At 66.0% G+C, this 15456-nt stretch carries 14 protein-coding genes and 1 tRNA gene; 9 read left to right on the top strand and 6 right to left on the bottom strand.

Going from position 1 to position 15456, the window contains the following annotated elements:
- Positions 1-50 precede the first annotated feature (50 nt).
- Positions 51-127, top strand: a tRNA-Pro gene (locus IEX43_RS18200).
- Between the two features lie 116 nt (positions 128-243).
- Here IEX43_RS18200 and IEX43_RS18195 read toward each other — a convergent pair.
- Positions 244-1113, bottom strand: a complete 870-nt coding sequence (locus tag IEX43_RS18195; protein ID WP_188813293.1) for an Fpg/Nei family DNA glycosylase — start codon at positions 1111-1113, stop codon at positions 244-246.
- 165 nt (positions 1114-1278) lie between these two features.
- Here IEX43_RS18195 and gcvH point away from each other — a divergent pair, with 165 nt between their 5' ends.
- The 5 genes from gcvH (at position 1279) to IEX43_RS18170 (ending at position 4365) form a co-directional block, all read left to right on the top strand.
- Positions 1279-1665, top strand: a complete 387-nt coding sequence (gcvH, locus tag IEX43_RS18190) for a glycine cleavage system protein GcvH (protein ID WP_104188752.1) — start codon at positions 1279-1281, stop codon at positions 1663-1665.
- A 155-nt stretch (positions 1666-1820) separates the two neighbouring features.
- The gene (locus tag IEX43_RS18185) at positions 1821-2297 is read left to right on the top strand and encodes an FHA domain-containing protein (RefSeq protein WP_188813291.1); all 477 of its coding nucleotides are present in this window, start codon (positions 1821-1823) and stop codon (positions 2295-2297) included.
- Positions 2298-2320: 23 nt separating this feature from the next.
- Positions 2321-3037 (top strand): transcriptional regulator FtsR, encoded by a 717-nt coding sequence (gene ftsR / locus IEX43_RS18180; protein ID WP_188813289.1) that lies wholly within the window; start codon positions 2321-2323, stop codon positions 3035-3037.
- Positions 3037-3540 (top strand): bifunctional nuclease family protein, encoded by a 504-nt coding sequence (locus tag IEX43_RS18175; RefSeq protein ID WP_009358600.1) that lies wholly within the window; start codon positions 3037-3039, stop codon positions 3538-3540. Before ftsR ends, IEX43_RS18175 begins: the two co-directional genes overlap by 1 nt.
- 231 nt (positions 3541-3771) lie before the next feature.
- Complete coding sequence (locus IEX43_RS18170; RefSeq protein WP_066275050.1) at positions 3772-4365, top strand: MerR family transcriptional regulator; 594 nt, start codon at positions 3772-3774, stop codon at positions 4363-4365.
- Positions 4366-4443: 78 nt separating this feature from the next.
- Here the strand turns inward: IEX43_RS18170 and IEX43_RS18165 are convergent, their stop codons facing one another.
- On the bottom strand, positions 4444-5262 hold the full coding sequence (locus tag IEX43_RS18165; RefSeq protein WP_188813287.1) for a ParA family protein: 819 nt from the start codon (positions 5260-5262) through the stop codon (positions 4444-4446).
- Between the two features lie 300 nt (positions 5263-5562).
- Between IEX43_RS18165 and IEX43_RS18160 the strand changes: the two genes are divergently transcribed.
- On the top strand, positions 5563-8961 hold the full coding sequence (locus IEX43_RS18160; protein ID WP_188813286.1) for a pyruvate carboxylase: 3399 nt from the start codon (positions 5563-5565) through the stop codon (positions 8959-8961).
- Positions 8962-9183: 222 nt separating this feature from the next.
- Here the strand turns inward: IEX43_RS18160 and IEX43_RS18155 are convergent, their stop codons facing one another.
- A complete protein-coding gene (locus tag IEX43_RS18155; protein WP_188813284.1) occupies positions 9184-10992 on the bottom strand; it encodes an AMP-dependent synthetase/ligase in 1809 nt (602 codons plus the stop codon).
- Positions 10993-11182: 190 nt separating this feature from the next.
- Between IEX43_RS18155 and IEX43_RS18150 the strand changes: the two genes are divergently transcribed.
- Complete coding sequence (locus tag IEX43_RS18150; protein WP_104188737.1) at positions 11183-12277, top strand: ROK family glucokinase; 1095 nt, start codon at positions 11183-11185, stop codon at positions 12275-12277.
- Between the two features lie 63 nt (positions 12278-12340).
- Here IEX43_RS18150 and IEX43_RS18145 read toward each other — a convergent pair whose 3' ends face one another.
- The 3 genes from IEX43_RS18145 to IEX43_RS18135 are packed head-to-tail and all read right to left on the bottom strand — an operon-like array spanning position 12341 to position 14515.
- Entirely contained in the window at positions 12341-12922 is a 582-nt protein-coding gene (locus tag IEX43_RS18145; RefSeq protein WP_188813282.1) for a hypothetical protein, read from the bottom strand.
- Positions 12909-13730, bottom strand: coding sequence for an alpha/beta hydrolase (locus IEX43_RS18140; RefSeq protein ID WP_188813280.1), 822 nt, complete (start codon positions 13728-13730; stop codon positions 12909-12911). Before IEX43_RS18140 ends, IEX43_RS18145 begins: the two co-directional genes overlap by 14 nt.
- Positions 13727-14515: an alpha/beta hydrolase gene (locus tag IEX43_RS18135; RefSeq protein WP_188813279.1), complete on the bottom strand. Its 789-nt coding sequence runs from the start codon at positions 14513-14515 to the stop codon at positions 13727-13729. The genes IEX43_RS18140 and IEX43_RS18135 overlap by 4 nt, the downstream gene beginning before the upstream one ends.
- 111 nt (positions 14516-14626) lie before the next feature.
- On the opposite strand from IEX43_RS18135, the gene IEX43_RS18130 reads away from it, so the two are divergent.
- Entirely contained in the window at positions 14627-15454 is an 828-nt protein-coding gene (locus IEX43_RS18130) for a lysophospholipid acyltransferase family protein (RefSeq protein WP_188813277.1), read from the top strand.
- Positions 15455-15456 lie beyond the last annotated feature (2 nt).

Here is a 15456-nt window from a genome sequence, read left to right as displayed (position 1 = left end):
ATTCTTGGAGAGATTCAGGGATCAAGCACAGCGGAGAACGGCAGAACCAGCGGGCTGTAGCGCAGCTTGGTAGCGCACTTGACTGGGGGTCAAGGGGTCGCAGGTTCAAATCCTGTCAGCCCGACCAAAGAAACAGCAGGGGCCGCTTCCGGAGGAATCCGGAAGCGGCCCCTGTTGTTTAACCGGTGTTTAATCGGCGCTGAACCGCCCCGCAAAGAGTCCGTGCCGAGACCTTGAGTCTTCCTACTTGAGGAACTTCGAGGTCCTGCGGTCAGCCAGGATCTTTCCCTTTGTCTGGCAGGTGGGGCAGTACTGGAGGGAGGTGTCGGCAAAGGAGACCTCGCGGACCGTGTCTCCGCACACGGGGCAGGGCTGGCCCGCCCTGGCATGGACGCGCATGTGGCTCCGTTTCACGTCCTTGAGATCCTTTGGCGGCTTGCCGCTGGCCTCCGCCAGCGCAGTGCCCAGGACGTCATGGATGGCGTCGTACAGCACCTGGACTGTTCCCCGGTCCAGGGATTTGGCGGTGGCGAACGGCGAGATACGGGCGGCATGCAGGATTTCGTCGCTGTAGGCGTTGCCGATGCCGGCTATCACGCCCTGGCTGCGCAGGAGCCCCTTGATCTGCTGGGAACTGGAGCCAAGGATCCCAGCCAGCATGTCGGCGTCGAACGCCTCACTGAACGGGTCCGGGCCCAGGGTGGCGATGCCCGGCACCTCCTGGGGATCCCGGACCACATAAACCGCCAGGCTCTTCTTGGTGCCTGCCTCGGTGAGGTCGAACCCGCGCGGGCCACCGGGGCCGGTGAAGGCAAGGCGGGCGGCGATGTGCCCCTTCCCCATTTTCAGCTGGGCGTCGGTGGGGGAGTCCGTGAAGCGGACCCAGCCCGCCCTGGCCAAGTGGAAGACGAAGGAAATACCGCCGGTGTCAATGCTGATGAACTTTCCGAAGCGCCGTACACCGGTGACGGTCCTGCCTTCGAGGGCACTGAAGGGAGGATCGGCTGTCTTGAGTACGGCGAAGGACACGATCTGCACTTTGGAAACAACGGTTCCCTGCAGATGGTCGTCCAGGTAGCCTGCCAGGCCGGAAACCTCGGGGAGCTCAGGCATCCGTCACCCGCCGTTCCTGGCGTGGCCGCTGACCGTGCGTGCGCTCATGCGTCCCATCTTGTCAGAAACCCCGGCGAACGCCCCGGCAGTTGTGCCTATACTTTCAACGCAGCCCGTTTCCCGGGCCGCGTTGACAGTGGTGTTCGACCCGATGAAAGGCCCCTGATGAGCAACATTCCCGAAGATCTGTCCTACACCGCCGAGCACGAGTGGGTCACCGCCCCCAATGCCGACGGCGTGGTCCGGGTAGGCATCACCGACTTTGCCCAGGACGCACTCGGGGATGTTGTCTATGCCCAGATGCCGGAAGTCGGCACCAAGATTACGGCAAACGAAGTTGTAGGCGAGGTGGAGTCCACCAAGAGCGTCAGCGACATCTACGCTCCCGTCAGCGGCGAAGTTGTGGGCCGGAACGAATCCCTGGACACCGATTCCGCCCTGATCAACACCGATCCCTACGGGGACGGCTGGCTGATCGAGATCAAGCTTGCTGAAGCTGACGCCGTCGACTCGTTGCTCAGTGCATCGGAGTACGAACAGCAGGTAGGCTAAAGCTAACCGGAATTTCCGGTCCGGCCCGGGGCGAAGCCAGAATGTCTTCGCACGTCAGCGGCCGGATCGGCTGCCGGTTCCGGACCTGCGCGGCAGGCCCGGAGGACATATGTTGGTCGCAGGCCTGACGGCCGCAGCGGAAAGAGGAGGAGTCCATGGCTGGCCACACACAGAACCCTGCCGACGGGGAATACGGCTCGGGTGCGGCCAGGGAGTCGGAGACCACCTCCATCCACCTCACTCCGGTGAGGGATGAGCCCACGATCGCACCCAAGCTCTCGTCCGAGGAACGCAGCTCCGTGGAGGCGCTGCCGGCTGGATCGGCGCTGCTGGTCGCCCACAGCGGCCCCAATGCCGGTGCACGGTTCCTGCTCGACTCCGATGTCACCACGGCAGGCCGGCACCCCGACGCCGATATCTTCCTGGACGATGTCACAGTCTCCCGCCGCCACGTCGAGTTCCGCCGCACAGCACGCAGCTTCGAAGTGGTGGACAAGAACAGCCTGAACGGCACCTACGTCAACCACGACCGCGTGGACAGCGTGGAGCTCAAGTCCGGCAGCGAAGTCCAGATCGGCAAGTTCCGCCTCACCTTCTACCTGAGCCCTGCCACCGCTGCAGGCCGCGGCTGAACCGGGGACCTCTGCCTGTGGCAATGGCACAACCGGAACGCCGGGGACCCCAGGTCCTCAACATCGGGGAAGTCCTCGCGCAGCTCAGCGAGGACTTCCCCGGCATGACTGCGTCCAAAATCAGGTTCCTGGAGGAAAAGGGGCTGATCAACCCCCGCAGGACGCCTGCCGGGTACCGGCAGTACTCCGATGGCGACGTCGAGCGGCTGCGCTTCGTGCTGGCCCTGCAGCGGGACCAGTACCTTCCCCTGAAGGTCATCAAGGACTACCTTGACGCGATCGACAGGGGCGAACGCCCGGAGAACCTGCCGCCCGGCGTCGTTGTTTCCCCCCGTATCGTCTCCGACGAACTGGCGGCGGAACTGCAGAGCCGAGGGCGCAAGCTCACCGAGGAACAGCTCCGCACTGAGTCCGGCGCCAGCGTGCCGCTGCTGCAGTCCCTCCTGAGCTTCGGCCTGATCAGCCACACCAACGGGCAATTCGACGAGCACGCCCTCCAGGTGGCCCGGGCCTGTGTCCAGCTGGAAAGCCACGGCCTTGAACCCCGCCACCTGCGCCCCTTCCAGGCGGCTGCCGAGCGGGAGTTCGGCCTGGTGGAACGCGCCGTGGCGCCGCTGGCGTCACGCAAGGACGCCGCGTCCCAGGCGCGCGCGGCCGAGGCCGCCCGCGAAATCAGCGACCTCTGCCTCACCCTGCACCGGGCTCTGGTGCAGGACCATATCTCACGCATGGACATCTGATGATTGAAGTCGAGATTGTAGGCGTTCGCATCGAACTGCCTTCCAACCAGCCGCTGGTCCTGCTTCGGGAGATGCACGGTGAGCGGCACGTTCCCATCTGGATCGGTACTCCCGAAGCCAGCGCCATCGCTCTGGCCCAGCAGGGCGTCGTTCCGCCCCGTCCCATGACCCATGATCTCCTGGTGGACGTGGTGGAAGCGCTGGGGCATTCGGTGGTCAGCGTCAACATCGTGGCAGTGGAGGACAACATCTTCTACGGCCAGCTCCAGTTCGAGAACGGCACCACGGTGAGCTCGCGGGCCTCGGACGCGCTTGCAGTTGCCCTGCGCGCGAAGTGCCGGATCTGGTGCGCCGACTCGGTCATGGATGAGGCCGGCGTGCGCATCACAGAGCACGACGAGGGCGAGGACACCGAGCCCGGCCCCACCGTTGACGAAGAGCGTGAACTGCGCCGGTTCCGCGAGTTCCTGGACGATGTGGAACCCGAGGATTTCGACGGCTAAAGTCACGTTAAGGTTAAAGTTGAAGATGAATCTTTCGACACGCCTCGTGAAACCCCTCAGGGTCTTTGACCTTGCAGGCCGCCGGGCCTAACGTCGAAGTATCAAGTTCCCATTGCTTACGGCAGCCTCGCAAGTCACACTGGAAAGTGCGCCCCGCGAAAATTACATGCATGGTCTTCATGCACCGCTGCTGCAGTAGTTACCCGGGAGCGCATGACAAGGAGGATCCAGGTGAGTCCCAAAGGCGAAGCAGGCGGGCTGAAGCAGCCCACGGCTGGTGTTGCTGTGCCCGCGAGCGGTGCCCAGGGCCTCCTGTTTACCGAGGACCTTCCTGTACTGGACGAGGACGCCGGTTACCGGGGCCCCACGGCCTGCAAGGCTGCCGGGATCACCTACCGCCAGCTCGACTATTGGGCCCGCACCGGCCTGGTGGAGCCTGCGGTCCGCGGTGCTGCCGGGTCAGGATCCCAGCGCCTCTACGGCTTCCGCGACATCCTTGTCCTCAAAGTGGTCAAGCGCCTCCTGGACACGGGGGTTTCCCTGCAGCAGATCCGCAGCGCCGTGGAGCACCTGCGGGAACGCGGCGTCGAGGACCTTGCCCAGATCACGCTGATGAGCGACGGCGCGAGCGTCTACGAGTGCACCTCCGCCGATGAAGTCATCGATCTTGTGCAGGGCGGGCAGGGCGTCTTCGGGATCGCCGTGGGCCGGGTGTGGCGTGAAGTGGAAGGCAGCCTGGCATCACTTCCCAGTGAGCACGCCGCCGAGCAGTCCTTTCCGGACGACGAACTGAGCAAGCGCCGCGCAGCACGCAAAATCAGCTGAGGCTTAACAGATAAGGGGCCGTCCTCCGGTTGGAGGACGGCCCCTTATCCGTTTAACCGGATTTGGCGGCTCGGTGCCCTACCGGGCGCGGCTTCGCAGGCCGCTTCCCACTGCCATCACGTTTGCCAGCAGGTCATCGAAGAGTGCCGCGGCAGACTTTGCGGAGTCGCCGGGCCAATGGTGCACGGGGTGGGCGGCGCCCTGGATCTGCTGCCAGTTGGCCTGCTCGGGGATCCGGGGGCTCAGGAGGAGGTCGCCGAACATGGATTCCATTTCAGCGAGCCGGTAGGTGTGTTCGGAGGACCCTGACCGCACCCGGTTTGCCACGATGCCTGCGGGGGAGAGGTTGGGGGCGAACTCCTGCCGGAAAAGCTGGATGGCCCGCATGGTCCGCTCGGTACCCGCCACCGAGAACAGGCCGGGCTCGGCTACCAGCGCCACCTTGTCGCTGGCAGTCCACGCCATCCGGGTCAGGCCGTTGAGGGACGGCGGGCAGTCCACCAGGACAAGCTGGTAATCGCCGCCGGTGGCCAGCACCGAGGACAGCCTGCGGAGGTCCCGGCGGCGCAGGTCCGGACGGTCGTAGATGCCCGTGTAGGCGGATCCGACGGCGACGTCGAGTACTGCCGGGCCGGAGCCGTTGGCCTGGGCGCGCGCCGTCCAGCTGCTGCGGACCACGTTTTCGGCCAGGTTGGCACGGCGGGGGCTCTTGAGCATGCGGCCGATATCCAGCTGGTCGCCGGGCTGTACGCCCAACGCAGTAGTGGCATCTGCATGGGGATCAAGGTCCACCACCAGCGTGTTGATGCCTGCGGCCAGCGCCGCAGACGCCAATCCTGTGGTGACGGAAGTCTTGCCGACTCCACCCTTGAGGCTGCTGATGCTGACTACTTGCACTTGAGAGACCAAAACCTAACGCCGGATGCCGTGTTGGGGGTAATGTTTGCTCCGGCAGTGCCGAAGCCGGACGGTCCTGCCGCCCTACTCATCATATGTTGATGCGTCGGCGAATCCTGCTTTATTGGGCGTCGGCATGGCACCGATTGTGCTGCGGGGCGGTTTCCGCCCGCGGCGGCAAAAGGGTTCGGGACATGACGGGGAAATCTGTGATGGTGGCCACAAAGATTTGTGTTTGTCCTTGTAGGTCCTAGACACTGTGACCACTCACCGATCCACCCGCAATGATGCAGGAGAAGTATGTTTTCCAAAGTTCTGGTGGCCAACCGCGGCGAAATCGCGATCAGGGCCTTCCGCGCCGGCTACGAGCTGGGCGCCAAGACCGTTGCCGTATTCCCCCATGAGGACAGGAACTCGATCCACCGCCAAAAAGCGGACGAGGCCTACCTGATTGGCGAAGAGGGCCACCCCGTCCGGGCATACCTGGATGTTGACGAAGTAGTGCGGGTAGCCAAGGAATCCGGAGCGGACGCAATCTACCCGGGCTACGGCTTCCTTTCCGAGAACCCGGACCTCGCCAGGGCAGCCAAGGCTGCCGGCATCACGTTCGTTGGGCCGCCCGCAGAGGTCCTGGAACTGGCGGGCAACAAGGTGGCAGCACTGAAGGCTGCCCGCGACGCCGGCGTGCCGGTCCTGAAGTCCAGCGCGCCGTCCAAGGACCTGGACGAACTCATTGCGGCTGCCGACGACATCGGATTCCCCATCTTCGCCAAGGCCGTCGCCGGCGGCGGTGGCCGCGGCATGCGCAGGGTGGATACCCGGGAAGCCCTCCCGGAGGCCCTGCAGTCCGCAATGCGCGAGGCCGATGCGGCGTTCGGCGATCCCACCATGTTCCTGGAGCAGGCCGTCCTCCGCCCGCGCCACATCGAGGTGCAGATCCTGGCCGATGCCGAGGGGAACGTTATGCACCTCTTCGAGCGCGACTGCTCCATCCAGCGCCGCCACCAGAAGGTCATCGAAATCGCGCCGGCCCCCAACCTGGACGAAGGCATCCGCCAGGCGCTCTACCGGGATGCCGTCAAGTTCGCCAAGGCACTGAACTACGTCAACGCCGGCACCGTGGAGTTCCTGGTGGACACCGTCGGTGAGCGCGCCGGCCAGCACGTCTTCATCGAAATGAACCCCCGCATCCAGGTGGAGCACACGGTCACGGAGGAAGTGACCGACGTCGACCTGGTCCAGGCACAGATGCGCATCGCCTCCGGCGAGACGCTGGCGGACCTGGGCCTCTCGCAGGAGACGGTGCACCTCAAGGGCGCGGCGCTGCAGAGCCGCATCACCACGGAGGACCCCGCAAACGGCTTCCGTCCCGACGTCGGAAAGATCACCGGTTACCGCTCCGCCGGCGGTGCAGGAGTACGGCTCGACGGCGGCACGGTGTACTCGGGTGCCGAGATCAGCCCGCACTTCGATTCCATGCTGGTGAAGCTGACCTGCCGGGGCAGGGACTACCCGTCCGCCGTCGCCCGTGCCCGCCGTGCGCTGGCGGAGTTCCGCATCCGCGGCGTCTCTACGAACATCTCGTTCCTGCAGGCAGTGCTTGACGACGCCGATTTCATCGCAGGCGACGTCGCCACCTCCTTCATTGACGAGCGCCCGCAGCTGCTCAAGGCCCGCGTCTCCGCCGACCGCGGCACCAAGCTCCTCACCTGGCTGGCCGAAGTAACCGTCAACAAGCCCAACGGCGAACTGACTGTCCACTCCAACCCGGCCAGCAAACTGCCGTCGGTCAAGGACAAGCAGGCTGCACCCGGCTCCCGCCAGAAGCTGCTTGAACTGGGACCCGAGGGTTTTGCCAAGGCGCTGCGCGAACAGAACCCGGTCGCCGTCACGGACACCACCTTCCGTGACGCACACCAGTCGCTGCTGGCCACCCGGGTGCGCACCCGCGACCTGGTGGCGGCCGGCCCCGCGGTCACGGCACTGCTGCCGGAGCTGCTGTCCGTTGAGGCCTGGGGCGGCGCCACCTACGACGTGGCCCTCAGGTTCCTGGGCGAAGATCCCTGGGACCGGCTCGCCGCCCTTCGCCAGGCGCTCCCGAACGTGTGCCTGCAGATGCTCCTCCGCGGCCGCAACACCGTGGGCTACACGCCCTACCCCGAGGAGGTCACCGAGGCCTTCGTCAACGAGGCCGCGGCAACCGGCATCGACATCTTCCGGATCTTCGACGCCCTGAATGATGTCAGCCAGATGGCTCCTGCCATCCGGGCAGTCCGGGCAACCGGCACCGCCGTCGCCGAAGTGGCCCTGTGCTACACGGCGGACATGCTGGACCCGGAAGAAAAGCTCTACACGCTGGACTACTACCTGGAGCTGGCACAGAAGATTGTGGATGCAGGAGCCCACATCCTGGCGATCAAGGACATGGCAGGCCTGCTCCGTCCCGCCGCGGCCGCTAAGCTCGTTGCGGCCCTCCGGGAACGGTTCGACCTGCCGGTCCACCTGCACACCCACGACACCGCGGGCGGCCAGCTGGCCACCCTCCTCGCTGCCGTGGACGCCGGTGTAGATGCCGTGGACGTCGCCTCGGCATCGCTGGCCGGAACCACCAGCCAGCCGTCGGCCTCGGCACTGGTTGCGGCACTGGCCCACACCCCCCGCGACACCGGCCTGAGCCTGGCCGCGGTGAGCTCCCTCGAGCCGTACTGGGAAGCGGTCCGCCGGGTCTACGCGCCCTTCGAATCCGGCCTGCCGGGCCCCACCGGCCGCGTGTACCAGCACGAGATTCCGGGTGGTCAGCTGTCCAACCTCCGCCAGCAGGCCATGGCTCTGGGCCTGGGCGAACGGTTCGAGGCCATTGAGGACATGTACACCGCCGCCGACCGTATCCTTGGCCGCCTGGTCAAGGTCACGCCTTCGTCGAAGGTTGTCGGTGACCTTGCCCTGCACCTGGTGGGCCTGAACGCGGATCCGGCCGACTTCAACGAGAACCCGCAGAACTATGACATTCCCGATTCGGTCATCGGTTTCCTGTCCGGCGAGCTCGGCGATCCTCCGGGCGGATGGCCGGAGCCGTTCCGCACCAAGGCCCTGCAGGGCCGCAGCGTGAAGGTCCGGGACGTTGAACTCAGCGCCGATGACAGTGCTGCCTTGAAGTCGGACTCGAAGACCCGGCAGCACACGCTCAACCGGCTGCTCTTCGACGGTCCCACCAAGGACTACCTCAAGAGCGTGGAGACCTACGGCAACCTGTCCGTGCTGGACACGCGCGACTACCTTTACGGCCTGCAGCGCGGCGCGGAGCACGAAATCCAGCTGGAGAAGGGCGTACGCCTGATCGCCTCACTGGAAGCGGTGTCGGAGCCGGACGAGAAGGGCATGCGCACCGTCATGTGCACCCTCAACGGCCAGTCCCGGCCCGTCGTGGTGCGGGACCGGTCCGTCGTGAGCAACGTGAAGGCCGCCGAGAAGGCGGACCCGGGCCAGCCCGGCCACGTTGCGGCACCCTTCGCCGGGGCCGTCACCCTGACGGTCAAGCAGGGCGATGAGGTCAAGGCAGGCGACACCGTGGCCACCATCGAGGCAATGAAAATGGAGGCGTCAATCACGACGCCGGTGGCCGGCAAGGTTTCCCGCCTCGCCGTCTCCGCCGTCGAGCAGGTGGAGGGCGGAGACCTCCTGCTGGTGGTCGAGCAGTAGCCGGAGCAGGCAACTAAGACAAGTGAGGGCCCTCCCTAAGGAGGGCCCTCACTTGTCTTAAAAGCCGAAGCCACCGCCTGACTGGACGGCGGGCGCTGTGGCGGACCGCGGTCCGGCAGCGTGCGTAAAAGGGGCCCCGCGCCCCTGCTCGCCGCGAAGCGGCCTTAGCGGGGCGCGGGGAATAGCACGCAGAGGATCGGGGACCGCCTCGTCCGCGGGCGATCAGGAACGCGGTGCGGCGTACATCTCCTCGATCACCGTCTCGAAGTCCTTCATCACCTGGGCCCGCTTGACCTTCATGGAAGGTGTCAGGTGGCCGGATGCCTCGGTGAAGTCGGCGGGCACGATGCGGAACGACTTGATCGCTTCGGCCTGCGAGACGGAGGTGTTGGCTGCCGTGATCAGGTCCTGGACGGCGGCCTTGACCACGGGGTTGTTGGCGGCGTCCGCAAGGGAGGTGTCCGCGGGGAGGTTGTGGCGCTGCAGCCAGCCGGGGAGGGCTTCCTGGTCCAAGGTGACCAGCGCACCGATGAACGGCCGGTTGTCTCCCACCACCAGCACCTGCGAGACGAGCGCATCCGCCCGGATCTGGTCTTCCAGCAGGGCGGGAATGACGTTCTTCCCGCCAGCGGTGACAATGATTTCCTTCTTGCGCCCTGTGATCCAGACAAAGCCGTCCTCATCCAGGCGGCCGATGTCTCCGGTGCGCAGCCACCCGTCGTCGAACGTTTCGTCGGTGAGGTCCGGCCGCTGGTAGTAGCCCCGCATAACGCAGACGCCCTTGGCAAGGATTTCCCCGTCCTCGGCGATCTTGACCGAGTTGCCGGGCAGGGGCTTCCCGACGGAGCCGATCTTGATCAGTGATGGCGTGTTCACGGAAATGGGGGCGGTGGTTTCGGTCAGGCCGTATCCCTCGAGCACCTGCAGCCCGATGCCCTGGAAGAAGTGGCCCAGGCGTTCGCCGAGGGGACCGCCGCCGGAGACGGCGTGGGCCACGTGCCCGCCCATGGCCGCCCGCAGCTTCCCGTAGACGAGCTTGTCGAACAAGGCGTGGCGGAGCTTCAGGCCCAGGCCGATACGGCCGTCCTGCCGAGCCTTGGAGTACGCGATTGCAGTGTCGGCCGCCTTGTGGAAGATCGCTCCCTTTCCGCCGTCCTCCGCCTTGGTCAGGGCGGAGTTGTAGACCTTCTCGAAGACGCGCGGCACCGCGAGGATGAACGTGGGCTCGTAGCTCTGGAGGTCTGCCAGGAGGTTCTTGATGTCCGGGGTATGGGCCACCGTGGTGCCGGCAGCCATCGCAAGGACGGAGATGAAGCGGGCGAAGACGTGTGCCAGGGGGAGGAACATGATGGTCTTCGCGTTTTCATGGACGATTTCGCCAATGATGGCCAGCGCGTTGTCCGACAGCTCGACGAAGTTGCCATGCGTGAGTTCGCAGCCCTTGGGCCTGCCTGTGGTGCCGGACGTGTAGATGATGGTGGCGGTGTCGCGCAGTCCGGCGGTCTTCCTGCGGGCCTCAAGGTCGTCGTCGCTGACGCCGCGGCCGGCTTCGCGGAGGGCATCGAGACCGTTTCCTTCCAGCTGCCAGACATGCTGGAGTGCGGTGAGTGCTTCCGCCGTCACGGCCTGGCGGATGGTGTCCTCATGGTGGGCTGCCTCGCCGAAGGCGGCCACAGCGCCGGAGTCACCGAGGTTCCACGCAACCTGTGAAGGCGAGGACGTTTCGTAGATGGGGACGGAGACGGCTCCGGCGAACCAGATGGCAAAGTCCACCAGGGACCATTCGTACCGGGTGCGGGACATGATGCCCACGCGGTCGCCCGCTCCCACGCCGCTGGCCATCAGTCCTTTTGCAAGCGCCCGGACGTCTGCCAGGAAATCAGTGGCGGAAATGTCCTGCCAGGCTCCGGAGGCATCAAGCCGCGAAAAGAGTGCCGGGTTGCTGGCCTTAGCTGCCTGCCGCAGCACTAGGTCGGTGATGTTGGTCTCCGGTGGGACAACAACAAGAGGCGGAACACTGAATTCGCGCACTATAGCTCCTTTGATATCCGAGGTCCCGCGCAGGGGTATGCCTAAAGACTAGTACGCCCATGCGGGACCATGCAGTATCTAAAGTTACTGGCCGGTAACTTTGCCGTCAACGCTGCCCTGCGGACATGTCGGCAGCAGCTCCGCCTGTCCGCGCACGGCCGTGGAATATGCCCACCTAGAATGGGGAACTATGTACGCACCGCCCCCCGGCAAGCAGCCCGGGCCCTTGAGCAGAACTGCCCCCTGGAGGGCGCGGCCCACCTCGCGCCGGGCCGGGACACGGCACGACGGCGGAGGCTTCCGTGAGCATCTTCGCCTCGGCCGCAAGGGCCTCGCCATTGGAATCGACATCGGCGGGACAAAGGTGGCGGCCGGCGTCGTGGATGCCGACGGACGCATCCTCCGCGAAGCGCGCCGCGCGACCCCCGGCAGCGACCCCCGGGCCGTGGAGCAGGTCATCGTGGAGTTGGTGGAGGAACTGGGCAGGGGGCACCGGATCTGGTCCGTGGGCATCGGCGCCGCCGGGTGGATGGACCTCGACGGCGGCACGGTGCTTTTCAGCCCCCACCTGGCCTGGCGCAATGAACCGCTCCGGGCAAACCTGCAGCAGCTTCTCCGCAGGCCCGTGCTCCTGACCAACGACGCCGATGCCGCGGCCTGGGCGGAATGGCGTTTTGGAGCCGGCCAGGGGGAAGACCGCCTGGTCTGCATCACCCTGGGCACCGGCATTGGCGGTGCCATGGTGATGGACGGCAGGGTGGAACGCGGACGGTTCGGCGTGGCAGGCGAGTTCGGCCACCAGATCATCATGCCGGGCGGTCACCGGTGCGAATGCGGAAACCGCGGCTGCTGGGAACAGTATGCCTCTGGAAACGCGTTGGGGCGCGAAGCACGGATCCTGGCGCGCGCAAACTCTCCGGTGGCGCAGGACCTGCTCGCGGCCGTGGGCGGACGGACCGAAGCAATCACGGGTGCGATCGTCACGGAGCTGGCACTTGCCGGTGACCCGGCGTGCCGCGAGCTGCTTGAGGAAGTAGGGGAGTGGCTGGGGCTGGGGCTGGCCAATCTGGCAGCGGCCCTGGATCCGGGGCTTTTCGTCATCGGCGGCGGCCTGTGTTCAGCAGGCGACCTGCTGGTGGAGCCTGCCCGAAAGGCCTTCGCCCGCAACCTGACGGGGCGGGGTTTCCGGCCGGCCGCCGGCATCCAGCTGGCTGCCCTCGGGCCGAATGCCGGACTCATCGGGGCCGCGGACCTGTCCCGCGTCAGCAGCCGGGCGCGCCGCTGACGGCACGCGGCGCGCTCCTCCGGCGGTTGATTAGGGGGAGCGCAGCCGGGGAAGCCGGCCGCGCTAAACCCGTGCGCCGTCGTCGTTCTCGTCTTTTTCCTGTGGAAGCTTCATGATCAGGTAGACGGTTCCCAGGACGAACGCAGCCACAATAGCCACGATGGCCAGGAGCGGGGCGGAGCGCCAGAACATCACGGACAGCAGCAGCGCAACCGGACCCCCCACGGCGGCGAGCCACGCAAGCATGGTCAACGGATCTGTCCCGGCCAGGCTGGGCGGTTCCTCCGGGACGAATTCACCGTCATCCGGGTCCACATCGTAGTCGCGGGGGCCGGAAGGGAAGCCTGCCTCGACGCCGGGGCCAGGGGTTTCCGCTGAGGCCTGACGTTCCGCTGCGGACAACTCCGCGGGGACTGCGCCCGCAAGGCCCAGCGGGTCGAAGTCGCGGAACGCAGGCGGCCTTCCGCCCGGTGCTGCAGCATCCTGGCGCGGCGCCGCATCCGCAGCGGGATCGATGTCGGTGCCGGTGGCGCTGCCCGGGCCTGTATGTGGGGCGCCGGATTCAAGGCGGGCCACGAGGTCCAGCCAGACGGCGTCGTCCGGGTTCGCGCCCTGGTCCTGGGGTCCGGGGTCAGGCCTGTTCATGGGGCGTGGCCTCCAGGTTCGATGCTGCATTTGCGGCTGGCCGTTCCGGGTTTCCGCCGGAAACCACTGCCCGGATGAAGTCCACGGAGCCCTGGAAAATCTGGTCGGCGTCGTTGTCCAGGGTGGCCACGTGGTAGCTGTTTTCAAGACGAACCAGATCCAGGGGAGCGTGGGTCAGTCCGCGGCGGAGGGCATGGATGCTGGAGTCAGATACCACGTGGTCAACGGTGGACCGGTAGACCCGGACCGGAGCGGTGACCCTGGGCAGGATCCTGATGGTGTCCTTGAACAGCTTGTTGAGCTCATGCGCGGCAGCTACCGGGGTTCGCGAATAGGCGCCCTCGTCCATGCCCTCTTTGAGGATGTCGTTTCCGATGGCCGGCGTACTTTTCATGACCAGCTTCAGGATGCCGGCGAGGGGCGCGCGCGGATCGTCAATGACCAGCCCCGGGTTGACAAGGACCACCCCAGCCACAGGGCGGGTGGCAGCGATCCGCAGGGCAAGCGCTCCACCCATGCTCAATCCTGCCGAAAAGACGTAATCGCAACTGGCGTCCAGCTCCAGGTACGCGTCGTCCAGCGCGCCGTGCCACTGCTGCCACCGCGTGCGGGCGAGTTCCTGCCAGCTGGTGCCGTGACCGGGCAGCAGGGGCATGCGCACGGCGAAGCCGGCGCCGGCCAGGGCCTGGGCCCAGGCACGCAGCCCGTGCGGGCTGCCGGTAAACCCGTGGGAGAGGACCACGCCGATGCGGGGACCCTCGCCGGTGCAGCCGGCGCTGAAGGGGCTGTGGTCCAGGCTGGAGGTCATGGAGTCTCCAATGCGGTGTTCTGGCGGGCGAGGGCGTGGAAGAAAGCACTGGATTTCGCAAAGATCTCCGGCGCGTCCACGTCCAGCGTAGCCACATGCCCGCTGCTATGGAGGTCCACCACCTCAGTGAGGTGGCTGCCGAGGCCTTTCCTGAGCAGCGCCAGGGACGTCGGCGGTACCACGGCATCGGTGCGGGACTTGAAGACCTGGACCGGCGCCGTGACCTTGGGCAGGCCGCGGGCCGCTGCACCAAAGAGCTTCTTCAGCTCGTGCACCGCTGCCAGGGGAGTACGTGAGTAATCCCCGTCATTCGTGGCTGCCGCCGTCGCCTGTTCCTCCTCTATTGGGAGGGTTGTCCGCTGGAAGTACTTCAGCACTCCGATCACCCGGACCCGCCGGTCGTAGAAGCTCAGGCCCGGGTTGACCACGGACACCCCGGCAACGGTGTGCCGGGAGGCCGTCAGCAGCGCAATGGCCCCGCCCATGGAGAGCCCGGCCACAAAGCACGTTTCGGTGTTCCGCGCGAGCTCCAGGTAGGCGGCCTCGAAGCTGCGGTACCAGTCGGTCCACCGCGTCCTGGCCAGGTGGCGCCAGTCCGTCCCATGGCCCGGTAACAGGGGGACGGTCACGGCGTAACCCTGTGAAGCGAGGTGCTCGGCCCACGGCAGGACACTGAGGGGGCTTCCCGTAAAGCCATGGCAGATGGCGATGCCGATCCGCGCATTGGGCCCGTGTCCGGGATAGCTGAAAGCGGCAGGAGGGGACGGGATGCTGCTTTCGCTCATGCCTCCATCGTGTCACTGTTCCGGACAAATCTCACTAGAGTAGGGTTGCATTGAACTGCTGGCCAGGCCCGACGCGGGGCCTGCAGGCCGCCTTCCGGAGAGGTTTCTCACGTGTTCTATTGGGTCATGAAGCGGATCTTCCTCGGTCCTGTGTTGAAGCTCCTTTTCCGCCCCTGGGTCAAGGGACTGGACAATATTCCGGCTGAAGGCCCGGCGATTATTGCGTCCAACCACCTCTCCTTTTCCGATTCAATCTTTATGCCGCTGATGGTCCGCCGTCCGGTGGTTTTCCTGGCCAAATCGGAGTACTTCACCGGCACTGGAATCAAGGGCAGGCTGACTGCCCTGTTTTTCCGCCTGACCAACCAGCTGCCCATGGACCGGTCCGGGGGAGCTGCCTCCGCGGCTTCACTGACTGCCGGCATGGAGGTCCTCACGCATGGCGGACTGCTGGGCATCTACCCTGAGGGCACGCGGAGCCCGGATTCCAGGCTCTACAGGGGCAAGGTTGGCGTAGCCAGGCTTGCGCTGCAGGCCGGGGTCCCGGTGATCCCTGTCGCCATGATCGGTACGGACAAGGTCCAGCCCATTGGAAAGCGGCTGCCGAACATCCGCAGGATCGGCATGATCTTCGGGGAGCCTCTGGACTTCAGGCACTACCGGGACCAAGCCGAGGACCGCGACATCCAGCGGAAAGTCACCGATCAGATCATGTTCGAACTGATGCGTCTCTCCGGGCAGGAATACGTGGACGAGTACGCCGCAGTTGTCAAGCTGCGGCTGGCCGGCAAGGTGGTCGAGCCGGCGGCTGCCGCCGATCCCCTGGCCTCGCCCGCACCTGAATCCGGCAGTGTAAGTGAGGCCTCTCCCGGCGCCGGCAAGGGCGGTCCTTCGGATGACACGCGAAAAGCGGACGACGGCGGTGCTGCCGCGGGCTGAGC

Origin of the sequence: Pseudarthrobacter polychromogenes (assembly GCF_014644495.1) — a bacterium.
GTDB classification, from domain to species: domain Bacteria; phylum Actinomycetota; class Actinomycetes; order Actinomycetales; family Micrococcaceae; genus Arthrobacter; species Arthrobacter polychromogenes.
Note: the sequence above shows the minus strand (reverse complement) of the source record. Positions and strands in the feature narration are given on the sequence as shown.